Source organism: Mesorhizobium sp. M0048, from assembly GCF_040323405.1.
Taxonomy (GTDB): domain Bacteria; phylum Pseudomonadota; class Alphaproteobacteria; order Rhizobiales; family Rhizobiaceae; genus Mesorhizobium.
In genome coordinates, this window is the sequence record NZ_JAMYUV010000021.1 from 77323 (window position 1) to 89479 (window position 12157).

Here is a 12157-nt window from a genome sequence, read left to right on the forward strand (position 1 = left end):
GGCCGCCGTCATCGGGGGATGCACATATGGGCAACATCATCGCCACAGGTTTTAACTCAATCTCCGCCAATGGCGGGTTGGAGCCTTGCGGCGGACTTTCGCAGCTTTGCCTGACGGGCGTGGAAGCCGTCGAACTGGGACTGACGACCCTCGATCTCATAGCGGGTGGCCGCGCCATCCCGGAGAGAGCCGAGAGGCTTGTCGCCCTGACGAGGCAGTCCGATTTCCGCTAAACGGTTCACGGCGTCGTCTCATCGAGCCTCATGGACCCGGCGGTCTGCCATGACCAATCGATCCAGCCAAGGCCTTGGTCTAACTCTGCAAACGGATCGATGCGCGCGTGCTTGTCCAGCATAGCGGGCATTTTCGTGCCGACCAGCTTCTCGATGGTCCCGGTTTCGAGGAACTCGAATGCGAAGCCCTGTTCGAAGTCGCCGAATTCTGCAAGCCCTATGGTGTGCGCATCGCCTTCGAGATCTCTTCGCCATGGAACCGGGTCAGTGCCGGCAGAGCCCGGCCGAGGTGGCGCAGACGGTGAACACGGTCGACCATCCGAACCTGGTGGCGCTCATCGATTTCAGTCACGCCTATATCGGATCCAGATCGGCCCATCGCGGCCTGAATTTTCGCGAGCAACTGCGGGCTATGGCGCCGGTCGCGGGGCCCCTTCATGTCCATGATTCCTTCGGTCGCCCACAGGGTCTCGATCGAAGCTACCTGCCGCAGGAGGATGCAGCGCTAGGCGACCTGCACTTACCCCTCGGCTTGCAGCAGCTGGTCTTCTTGTCTGGGACCGCCCTCATCATGGAAATCGGACCGGTCAGAGGTGCCGAACTCGTAGGCAGCGAGCCGCTCCCTATTAAGAGATGGGCCGAGCGTGTGTTTCGATGCTGTTTTTCAATGAGATTGTACGAAGATGCCGGTCTACGATACTACGGCAGAATTTGACTTGGCCAATCCTTAGCTGTCGAGTGCGGGCAGGGGCCAGTCAACCGCCCGTTAGGTCAGCGAGCATCGAAACACCTAGGCCCTACATGGATGAAGCCTTTACCACCCGTTTGCTGAAATTCATTTGCTTTCCAGAGGGCGTGCCAGCCGAACGCCAGGCCCGCCGCCATTTTCGGGAATGAATTCGACGCCGCCGGCCTCCAATGCGCGCTTCAGAGCTTCGATCGTCACTTGGTTGGCCTTCAACATGCCAGCGGGTGGCTCAAGCCGCTTAATGGTCGCGACTGACACTTTTGACTTCGCGGCGAGGATCTTTTGATCCCATTGCAAAAGTGCGCGGGCTGCTCGCAACTGCTCACTCGTTATCATTATTTTATGCCTGACGCATCATTTGATACCAAAAGTCTTGATTGTGCCGCCGGTTTCGTTTAAAACCGTAGAGTGGACCCTGCGCTCGCTCAGCCCCGGACAACACTCGACCGGTGGCAAACGAGCCCGTGTGAAACGGCCGAATAAGGTGGTGCAACACCTTACCCGGCCTGACCACAACCTAAGCTTCTGAGGAGCTCGGATCATGACTGATTCCGACAATAGCATGAGTCTGCCATTCGTCACCCGCAGGCGAGTGCTTGCAGGAACAGTGGCGGCTACCACCGCGTGGACGGTTAACGGTAACGCGTCTGCAGGCGACGCCGGGAGGGCCAATGTGCCTTCTGACCCAGCGCTGGCGCTTCGGCGGGAATGGCAGACAGCCCGCAAGTTGACCGATCGGCTTTGCCGCAGGCAGCAGCGCCTGGAGACCAGGCTTGCCGAATGTGTCGGTTTTCCTTGTGTAGACGTCCGCCTGCCCGGTGGCGAGAAATTAACACTCTACTCGATCGAGGCAGTGAAACATGTACTCGGCAATGGGCCGGATACCGCCGCTCTTCGAGAGAAGGCCGAAACTGAGTTTGCTGAGCATCAAGCACGCTGGGAAGCGGCTGCCGAGAAGTCCGGTTACATTGCCGCGCTCAGAGCCGAAGGCGAAGCTGGCGAGCGAACGAAGGATCTCCTGGACGCCTTCTCAATCACCCCAGCTACGACTCTCGCCGGCGTGGCGGGCAAGCTCGATGCGGTGTTGCGCGAGGGCGAAGCCTGGGAGGAATGCTCTGAGTTTCCTTGGCCGCAAATCCGCTCAGCGCTCAGCGATCTGGTGCGCATCGCCGAAGGCTTTGGTGCTCACCGAGTACGGCGTCAAGGGACCCATCATGAGCAAGCTGAAGCTCTCCGCCATTCCCGATGACCGTCCGGTCAAGATCACGGTCGAACTGCCAAGCGCCGCTCATCGCGATGTCGTCCCCTATGCTGAATTGCTCGGCGGCGAGACCGGACAAAACTGATAGCACCGATGCTGACACGGTTTATGACGACAGACAGAGCGTTTGCCAGGGCCCGACAGACTCTGAAGCCGGGTTAACTGTCCGACCATGCAGGTCGGACGACTGTCAGGACGAATACCGATCGCGCAGGAAAGAGATGAAGGTCGGCAGGGCAGGATTGGCGTTGTCGGGGCGCCAACGGGCTAGACTGGAGATCTGGATTGGTTTGCCCCCGATCCGCAGCTTGCGGCAGACCGCATCCTGAGGAACACTGTCGGCATCTTGGTCGTGAATCAGAGCGACTCCAAGCCCGTTTCCGACAAGGCGCAAAAGGATGCCCGCACTGACGTGATGTTCGACGATTGAAGGAAGCTGCACGGCGCGTCCAACGGCGTCGGCGAGCTGAAATGCTTCGCCCCTGCGCACCAGCAACGTCTCCTGCTGCAACTCGTGCCACTCGATCACGGAACGGCTGGCGAGAGAATGATTTGCGGCAAGAACGACAGCCAGAGTGTCTCTCCACAGCGTCAATTCGAATGCGCCGCCGGTAAATCGGGAGCAGGAGGTCACGACCACGTCGACCTGAGTGGCACCCTGAGCAGCCTCAGGCGAAGGGTAAGGACTTTCTGTCAAGCTGACGGTCACGTTGGGATGAGATTGCCCGAACTCGATGATTGCATCCAAGGCTCGCCCGGCAAGGATGATCCCGTTGGAGCCGATGGAAAGCTTTTGTTGGTCATGTTTGGTGCCGGACCTGGCCAGGGTGAGCGTGTTGTCGAGCTCGAGCAGCACGGAGCGCAGATGCTCCAGGAAGCGCTCGCCGGCCGGGGTTGGGCCGACGCCGCGGGCATGGCGATGAAATATCCTCGTACCCATCGCGTATTCGAGATCGCGGATGCGCCGGCTGAGCGCGGAGTGATCGATCCCTGTACGTCGCGAGGCGCGAAGGAAGCTGCCCTCCTCCGCGACCACAAGTGCATAATTGAGGGTAGCAAGTTGGATGGAGCTCCGCATCTCTGCTCAAAGTCAAGTTGGCGACAAAACGCGTTTGAGCGCTTTTGGCCGCTGCGGGCTATCGCCAAATCTCAGTATTGACATTCCATTTTTTTGGATTGGGCCGCTGTAGTACCCACCCAGTCCTGGAGGGACAGTGATGCAGGATGATCCTCGAAGGGGCGACACGGAGTTGTTCCTTCGCTGTTTGCCCGATGCAGCGCCGGAAGCGTTCTTGCGAGCACGCTTCCGCGGCCGCTGTCCTGTGCGAAGTCTCCCCGAAACTCCGGTATCGGCATACGCGACTCGCGACGGGCTGGATTGCCGTATCCGTGGCCTGTCAGACTCGGCACAAATGCGGTCCGCTAATGTCACGCCGCTGCCGTTCCGTTCAGCCGGTTCCGAAAAGCGACTGTCCGCCGCTCGAAGAGCAGATAGAAGATCCAACACGCCGTGAAACAGGCGACGCCTTTTAGAATCAGCGATATGAGGCCTCCGCCACTTAACCCAGGGGCCCTGGGCATATAGTTAACACTCAGGTAGACGAGCACCGGATAGTGGAAAATGTAGAGCGAATAGGACATTGCGCTCAGACCACGGATTGGCCGGGCAGCGGGCTCCAAGAAACGGTTGAACCGCTCGTGACAAAGGGCCGGAAGGAGCGCGGCAAGCCCAACGCATATGATCGCGTCAGCTGGACCCGTTGGGTATCCAACCCATGGCCCGCCATCTGAGATCATCTGCGACACAAAAATCCCGCCTGTAAAGGCCACCAGCCCTGCATACGCGACCCATAATGAGCGCAGCGGGTAGGCGGCCACCAGCGCGCCGAGGATCCAAAACAGTAAATATTGAGCTTCGAGGACGCTGAACACCAAAGCGGTGGCGCCGAGCCCGATGAACGACCAGATGGGCAGAGAGCGCTGCGAAATTGCATATCCGATACAACCCATCAGTACATAGAACCAAATCTCATACGCTAGGCTCCATAGCGGCGCATTGGCACGAACAGTGGGCGTCACGACTCCATTTAGCGCAAAGATATGCGCAACAACGTCCTGGATGGGGAAAACGGAACCGACGCTGACCGAGACGAGCGCCGTTAACAGCAAAGCAGGAAACAGAGGCAGGAAGATCCGCGTCGCCCGGTCGACGACGTAGCGCAGGATCTCGAAGCGACCCTCCCGAACGTGCCGAAGGACTTGGCCGCCCACGAGAAAACCGCTCAAAACAAAGAAGACCATTACCGCCGGGTGCCCTGGACGGGTAACGGCATAGAATAGGGCGGTTGCCATCCCCTTGTCCGAGACCGGAAGCGCACCGTAGGCAGGCAGCGATAATCCCCTTAGATGCGCCGTCATGACGACCAAAGCGGCGCCCGCACGCAACAAGTCAAGCGCCAGGAATGAGGGGCGGGAAGGCGAATTAGCTATGGACGCACCTTTAGGGTGACGGTATGGCTTAATGATATCGGTCGCATATCAGTTCGACGAGGACAAGGCAATTGGAGAATATTAGCTACGCTCGGATGTTTGTCCTGCTTTGGGTGGCGCTCTATGTCGTCATCTTTGTGCAGATTTACATAGATTGGGCGTCTGTTACCTTCTTTTATCTCGGATTTCCGTATGTATACAATCTACGTGACAGCACTATTGCTTATTGTGTTATAGGTGCTTTTGCATTTTTGTTACCGATTTCAGTTAAAAGATATTCGGATTTCGCCTGCTGGATGCTGTATCTGACGATATTTATTCCATCAATTATTATCGCGGCGAGGCAGGGATACACATCATTTGACGCATCATGGCTAATTATTGCAGTAGCAGTGTCATTTTGGTTGGTGCTTTATATTCCAAAAATAATTCGCTTTAAGTCTTACTCGCTTATCCGTCAGATCTCGGTAGCTAAGTTTTTCTTTTTCTTTCTTTCATTCTATGTGATCGCTATAGCGTTCTACATCGCGACGTACAGGGGAATGATGTCGTTCTCTGGGATGGATGAAATCTACGAGCAGCGCGCTCGGTTTGGCTCCGCACAGACGAGCACGCTCGCACTGTATCTGACCGGATGGCTGTCAAATGCGATGAATCCCTACCTGCTAGCGGTTGGATTGTTCGACCGCACGCGACGATGGGCGATAGTGGTCGGACTTGCGGGGCAGATTGTTGTCTTTATGGCTTTCGCCGGAAAGATGATGCTGGTGATCCTGATCGTGACGTTCGGCTTCTACTTCTTCGTGCTGAACAACAAAGCCCATATAGCACCGGCTCGCCTTGCATTCGGCTTTGCCGCGCTAACATTTTCCGCGCTCGCTATTCTTATAGCTACGGACTACCAACCGGTTGGCACGGCTATGGATGCCGTCGCGTTAATTTACATCAGGACCCTCGGTATTCAAGGTGCAATGACCGGAGTATATGCGGATGTTTTTTCACATAACCCATTCACCTATTGGTCGCATGTGAACATTATTAATCTAATTATCGATTATCCCTACAAGGTGCCCCTCGGATACGTCGCCGGCACTGATCTCATTGGAGGAACTGGCTTCAATGCTAATGCCAATTTCTGGGCCACGGACGGAGTCGCAGCTTATGGGTTGGCAGGCGTGGTTATCATGGGCGCCGTTCTCGGCCTGGTTCTCAGCCTAGCGAATAAAGTCGTAACGCCCGACCGGCTGCCGTTTGCGGCGACCGTCTCCATCCCCTTCATTATGTCCTTGGGGAACTCGTCACTCTTCACCAGTCTCATCACCGGCGGTGGCCTGATTATGGTCATGATGATAGCCTACGGCGTGCCGCAGCGTCAGCCAACACTCAAAAAGGAGGCGGTGTATCGGTTTCACGCGACACCTTCCAGGGTTTCCAAATAAAAGGAATAGCTATTCGTCTCGTTCGTAAAGGCGAGGAGCGGGAATCGTCGCTGGTCGGAACGCAAAACAGAGGGATTGACTCCTCGCCTTTAACGGAGCCGCGATCGAGTTTCCTCAGGGCGCAGATATCATGTCTCGCGACAGCATATCTTCGACGCATCGCCAATAGCGTGGGAAGGACTCTGCGACATTGGCCTCGACGAAGACAATCATCGCCCCATTAGCATAGAATACTGGCAGACCAGTCACTCCACTTCGACCCACCGCCGACGCAGCCACTGCCATTCGCGGTGATCGCCTGCGCTAGGTGCCAGGTTTTGAATGCGCGCCCCTGGAAACCCGCGGAATTTCGGCTGGACCGTCCCTTCCGAGGTGGCGACGGGCCCGGTGCTCGAGTTCTCCGAACGGATATTCGTTAGAGATCCAACGAAATTCCTGGTATCCATCGTGTTCCCCAACCTCTGGCCGGTGATCGTCAGGCCGTCGACTATCATGGCACCGGCGCCAAAGCAGCGGAAGGCGCTGTGTCCCGGGGTGCCACCACCAAGCAAGACCAGCCGCATCCCCTCGATCGTCATGCGGCCTCCGAACTGATAGGCTTGGAAGGGTGTTCCCCGCGACGTGCAAGTCACGTCCCGGAAACTCCAATTCCGAGCCGGCGTGGGAGAGGCAGACACCTCAACAGCAGTGAGAGACGTGGTGGCGAAGTCACAATCGCTAATCTGGACGTCGTTGACGTAGTGAATGGTGTCGTTCGGCGAAAGGAGTGCCCGCGCTGTCGCGCCAGCGGCGACCCGTGCCCCGGTGATCGTTACGCCCCCGACCTCGGTCCGAGCGCCTTGCAGCAAGATCCCGGCTTTGGAGGCGCCGCTGCATTGCACGCCCTCGACATTGACATTGGCCTCCTTGCCGGGGATCCCCAAATACAAGTCGGTCACGTTATTGCTGAAGGTGCCGCCCAAAATTAAAACTTCCCGGACGCTGTTGCTGGATATACCAGCTTTGGGCAGTGTTCCGTCGGCGGTGCTGGTTTGTCCACGCACGATTGCGTTCTGGATGACCAGGCCGGAACCCATGACCGCATAGATCCCATTGTCACGCGGCGACGTCACGATAGGATCCGTAATTCGGATATTGCGGTTATTGAAGCCGTAGACCTGCAATGCATAGCAGCCCGTGTCGTCATGGCCTCCAATTAGCCCGGCATTGTGGACGACGGGGCCGCGCATTTCGCTATCATGGACATTATTATCGAAGATGATGCCTTGCTTGATGTGGGTCGCTTCGGCGTAAAAACCTGTCACGATCGCGTCACGCACGATCGCCCGTGCGGCGTCGGCCGGCTCAGATGCCATGCTGCTGATATTGAGAACGGCAGCGTTGGTGCCACGATATGTCGGGTCAAGCGAGTTGCCGGGCCGCGAAATGCCTCGCAGCCCATTGATCCGTATATGCTGAATTTCAAGGCTCGATGGGTTTTCATTGTAGACGACAACCCACCACGGAGCCTTGAAGTTTTGAAGTTCGACCGTGTCCATGGTGAAGCTGTCGACGCCTGCGGTCGCGGCTGGGCTGAGTGCGAACTTCATAAATGCGCCGTTGTTATAGCCGCTTGACACACCGTTGCCGATGACGGTCAGGTCGGCGACGGCGACGTTGCAGACATCGACAGCGGTGAAAACATAGTAGATCTGCTCCGATCCGGTGACATTGATGACCGATCCGTTGCCGTCGATGGTGCAGTTGGCCGGAACTGCAATTCCTGGATGGCCAAGTGCCTTCAAGTCCGCCGACGACCAGTTGTAGACTTTGCGGCGGAACAGCAGGGTTCCGCCTCCCATCGACTCGATTTGGGCTAGCGAGCGGACGCAAGCAGTGACGTCCGTGCCCTCGTCTCCGAAAACGACAACCCCACCGGACGCTTGCGTCGGGGCGTGCTCGGGTATGCGGCGCTGCGACTGACCAAGGGACGAAGTAGCAGCTCGACCAGCGAAGGTCGTCATGGCCCCAAGTGCCCAGGCTCCTGTCAGCAGACGGCGGCGGGTTGTGGAAAGCATGTGATCCGAAGCCACGCCGCGCCTTTCTTCAATTGCGCCGCCCTCGGCGCCTCTCTTGCCGGGTGAGCGCCTTTTGCTCAAGTCTTCCAGAGATCAAAAATGCGGCGAGGTGAAGGCAATGGCGGCGCCGGCGGCGGTCTCTGCCGGATGAGCCGGCGGGCCCAGGTCGCAAATTGAAGAACCGCACCGGTTCGCCCACAGCGTGGCTATTTGGTTCCTCGCTGAGTGGCCAGCGCTTCGCTAAAGATTGACCGGAATCGGGACAATTCCGCTTGCGCAATGTGGCTCGCGTCGGCGAACATGGAGCGTCCATCCAGAACATAATAGCATCGGCTTACATCACACAGCGCAGTGTCTGGCCGCGCGAAGCCGATGTCGTGGCGCCCCTCGAAATGTTGAATTATTGGCCCGAACTGCTGCTGGAATTCGCCCGCCGGCAGATAAATCGGTTTGTCGAGCGGCCGGCCAAAGGCCAGATCCCGGCTCATTTCGGAAGGGAGATCCCATCCAGGATAGGCGATTGGGCCAATCAATACCACCTTCTTGCCAAATCTCCGCAAGCGACCGATTAGATCATCTAGTCCGGCGACGAGTGCCCGGTCATTGCCATTGTCGACAATCTCGCCGTCTGCGTTGACCAGAGCGTTCTCGGCATGTTCCCACGTCAACCCAAGAATGACAGTCTTGACGCTTTGCAGCCTAACGAGCTCTGCCAGATTTCTGGCGGCTACATGGATGCATTCGCGCGAGATGTTGACAGATACCGTCGGGAGGCAGCCGTTCGCCGGGACGAGCAAACCAGGCAGGCCTGCCTCGGCGAAGATCGACTCCCAGACCGGTGCATACATTTGCGCATGCGAATTTCCCAAAAGAGCGATTTTTGCATCGGCAGGTTTGCGCGACGGGAGGTTAAGCTCGCAGGCGCGAGACTGGCCCAATCGAAGATAGTTTTGGACAGGGCAGCGATAGTTCGTCCCCACGGCAGCATTGATGGCCGCGGCCTCGCCGTTCATGCGGCTGGGCAGCCCATCCGACCAGATCAGAACCGATGCTACAATCGCCAGCGCCGCGGTGCCGGCCGCGGCAGATAGAAATACGGTCCGTGCTGCGACAGTTCGGCTGCGGAACGGGCGCTCGACATACCGCCATGACAGAATGGAGCAGATCGTCATGCCGGCGACGGCAACTGCCATTTCTTTGAGATTAAGATCGCGGACCAGATAGTATTGCGAGAACACGATGAATGGCCAGTGCCAGAGATAGAGCGAATAGGAGATCAAGCCGATAAAGGGGAGCGGGCCTGCCGCCAACAGCCGGCTGACTGCCGATTGCCCACTTTGGCCGGCGGCAATCACAAGCGCCGTCCCGATCACCACCGGCAATGCGACGGGAACGGCACCATACATCTCGAGGGGGCTCAAGACGCCCATGGCAACTGCAATCGCCCCAATCAGTCCGAGTGAACCGGCACTCGCGGCTCGAAGCGCCAGGCCAGGCGGCATAAGAGCAATCAAGGCGCCGACCCCCAGCTCCCAGGCCCTGGTCGGTAGAAGGAAAAATGCAGGAGACGCACCGCCAACCTGGAGTGCCAGGAAATTGGATGCCAATGAAACAAAAGTGAGCGATGCGATCGCCGGAAACGTGAGGCGCGGCCAAAAGCGGGCAAATACCCAAATCAATAGGGGAAAGATGATGTAGAACTGTTCCTCGACACCCAACGACCAGACGTGCAACAGCGGCTTCGCCTCCGCAGCTCTCGAGAAATAGTTGGTGTCCCGCCAAAAATAGATGTTGGCGACGAAGGTGAGGGTGGCGAGCGCACTCTTGCCGTACCCGATCAAGTCTGCGGGCAAGAGCAGCACGATCGCCGCCGCAGTGGCAACAAACAGTAGCAGAAGAAGGGCGGGCATGATCCTGCGGACACGACGCTCATAAAACCGTACGATTGAAAATTGCCCTTTGATTGCCTCACGCCACAGAATTAGCGTGATCAGGTAGCCTGAGAGTACAAAAAAGATGTCGACGCCCAGATACCCTCCGGGTAGCCATGACCTCGAGAGGTGAAATGCAACGACAGATGTGACGGCCACGGCGCGCAGTCCGTCGATGTCAGCGCGGTAGCTAATAAGGTGCGCGTCCGCGCTTCCGATTCTGTTGTGCATATTGAATGCTAAGATCCTCGTGGCTCATCCTCTGTCTATAAAAGAAGGAGAGCCGACGTGCCAGCCTCAGCCTGGATTCGTGACGACAAGTTAGGATGGCAGTGCATTTCCGAGAGAGGGTGTAGATCACCCTTGAGCCGAGACGCGAAAAACGGCAACAGTTCTCCGCGAGGAGGACTGATGAGGAAAGAGGATTCGGGGCTACAGTTCAGTTCGGGTTGAAGTTTGCCTCGGTGCAGCGCATTGCAATGGGCGCGGCTGTGGACCTGTCGCGGGAACCAGGCCTCTGGCGCAAGGCTCTCTATCGGCGGTAGTCTTCTGCGCTGCGTGACGCATGGCTGAAGCCGCGCTGCTGGGAGGAAAGCCAACCCCTGCGCCGCCGGATACGTCTGGCGAGCTGTCGAAAGACTTGGCTCTGACAGAAGACCGTCGATCTCGATTTGTTCGGCAAGCCTTGCTGCGTCGGAGAAGAACGCCGGCACAGCGGCGTGCTTGGCAAGATCGAGCGGATGTGCGGGCTCCCGGGCGTGAGCCGCGCGAACTCCTATCGGCGTCGTGCCAGCCTGCGACGAGCGCCATTGTGCGTGATGTGATCCAGCGCGGCGGACGGCCATCGCTTGGTCGAGCGCAGCCATGGTCCGCTCTGACTTGAGACAACTTTGCCATTGCCTAGTCGACGACGTTGCGGCTGTAGCAAGCACGACGCGAGCCTCAATAAACCAACGCAACGTGGTATCTGCAAGGACAGTCTCTTGCCAGTCGGATTTCAGGATCGCAGGCTAGGCTGAGTTGCTATCGAACAACAGAATCGTTCAAGTGCTCACAGCGCAGCGTCGGGCAGCCCGGCTAATGTTTCTCGACGGGTGAGACAAAAGCCGAGCTTGATTGAGTTCCTCGTAGCTCCTCCGTTCAGATCACAAGAAACGAACCTGCCGCAAGCGACAGACCTGGAGAGAGGGTAGCGAACTGTATTTGAGCTGCGCCACTGACCCCGTCGCTGTCGAAAGAGAGCGCCCCGGTTGAGCTGTTGTAGATGATATGGTCGGAGCTGTCATGCGCGGCCGTGCCAGCAAAGAAAGCATCGGATGAAAGGCCTCCCAGCTTAAGCCCGGCAAAAACGGCGTCATCGAGCTGGATCTTGTCCTGGAGCTTGTTGAAGTCGGTAACCTTGTCGATATTGCCGGCCCCAAGAGCGCTGTTGAACACGAATGTGTCGTTGCCTCCCTTACCGGTCAAGATGTCGGCTCCGGCCCCGCCATTGATGACATTTGCGCCCGCATTGCCGTGGATGGTTTGGGCGAATTCGTTGCCGGTGAGGTTGATTGCCGTCGTGGCGGTCGGATCCCTGGTGACCAGAAGCTCTACCGACGAGCCGGCCGAAAGGGCATAGCTCACTGCACTGAGCACCCTGTCGGCACCCCCACCCGCCACCTCACTTATCTTATCTCCGGCATTGTCGACAAAGTAGACGTCATTGCCACCATAGCCGGTCATCGTGTCGGCGCCGCCGAGGCCGTTGATGACATTGGCGCCGGCATTGCCCTGGATGGTCTGGGCGAACGCATTGCCGGTCAGATTGATCGCCGTCGTGCCGGACGGGCTGTTGGTGGCGAGAAGCTCGATCTCCGACCCGGCCGCAAGCGCATGACTTACGGAGGCGAATGCTTTATCGGTACCGCCGCCCGCAGCCTCAATCTCCTTATCGCGGACATCGTCGACATAATAGGTATCATTGCCGCCATAGCCGATCATCGTGTGGCCGCCGGC

8 protein-coding genes and 2 pseudogenes are annotated in these 12157 nt (G+C 57.9%); 4 read left to right on the forward strand and 6 right to left on the reverse strand.

Annotation, left to right across the window (positions count from 1 at the left end):
* Positions 1-26 precede the first annotated feature (26 nt).
* Positions 27-816 (forward strand): annotated as a pseudogene (locus tag NKJ84_RS18695) (sugar phosphate isomerase/epimerase family protein); the annotation flags it as partial.
* 252 nt (positions 817-1068) lie between these two features.
* On the opposite strand, the gene NKJ84_RS18700 reads toward NKJ84_RS18695, so the two are convergent.
* On the reverse strand, positions 1069-1317 hold the full coding sequence (locus NKJ84_RS18700) for a helix-turn-helix domain-containing protein (protein ID WP_352507667.1): 249 nt from the start codon (positions 1315-1317) through the stop codon (positions 1069-1071).
* Positions 1318-1522: 205 nt separating this feature from the next.
* Between NKJ84_RS18700 and NKJ84_RS18705 the strand changes: the two genes are divergently transcribed.
* Both NKJ84_RS18705 and NKJ84_RS18710 read left to right on the forward strand, forming a co-directional pair.
* Positions 1523-2230 carry a hypothetical protein gene (locus NKJ84_RS18705; protein ID WP_352507669.1) on the forward strand — a complete coding sequence of 236 codons (708 nt, stop codon included), beginning with the start codon at positions 1523-1525 and terminating at the stop codon, positions 2228-2230.
* A pseudogene (locus NKJ84_RS18710) lies at positions 2196-2404 on the forward strand (DUF2274 domain-containing protein). Before NKJ84_RS18705 ends, NKJ84_RS18710 begins: the two are co-directional and overlap by 35 nt.
* 28 nt (positions 2405-2432) lie before the next feature.
* On the opposite strand, the gene NKJ84_RS18715 reads toward NKJ84_RS18710, so the two are convergent.
* Complete coding sequence (locus NKJ84_RS18715) at positions 2433-3320, reverse strand: LysR family transcriptional regulator (RefSeq protein ID WP_352507670.1); 888 nt, start codon at positions 3318-3320, stop codon at positions 2433-2435.
* 350 nt (positions 3321-3670) lie between these two features.
* Positions 3671-4690 carry an acyltransferase family protein gene (locus tag NKJ84_RS18720; RefSeq protein ID WP_352507672.1) on the reverse strand — a complete coding sequence of 340 codons (1020 nt, stop codon included), beginning with the start codon at positions 4688-4690 and terminating at the stop codon, positions 3671-3673.
* 113 nt (positions 4691-4803) lie between these two features.
* Here NKJ84_RS18720 and NKJ84_RS18725 point away from each other — a divergent pair, with 113 nt between their 5' ends.
* The gene (locus NKJ84_RS18725) at positions 4804-6171 is read left to right on the forward strand and encodes a hypothetical protein (protein WP_352507673.1); all 1368 of its coding nucleotides are present in this window, start codon (positions 4804-4806) and stop codon (positions 6169-6171) included.
* A gap of 245 nt (positions 6172-6416) precedes the next feature.
* Here NKJ84_RS18725 and NKJ84_RS18730 read toward each other — a convergent pair whose 3' ends face one another.
* From NKJ84_RS18730 to NKJ84_RS18740, 3 genes are all read right to left on the reverse strand, one after another.
* Positions 6417-8309, reverse strand: coding sequence for a hypothetical protein (locus tag NKJ84_RS18730; RefSeq protein WP_352507674.1), 1893 nt, complete (start codon positions 8307-8309; stop codon positions 6417-6419).
* 125 nt (positions 8310-8434) lie between these two features.
* Complete coding sequence (locus tag NKJ84_RS18735) at positions 8435-10390, reverse strand: acyltransferase family protein (RefSeq protein WP_352507675.1); 1956 nt, start codon at positions 10388-10390, stop codon at positions 8435-8437.
* Positions 10391-11299: 909 nt separating this feature from the next.
* Positions 11300-12157 (reverse strand): calcium-binding protein (locus NKJ84_RS18740; RefSeq protein WP_352507676.1); only part of this gene is annotated, 858 nt, incomplete at its 5' end.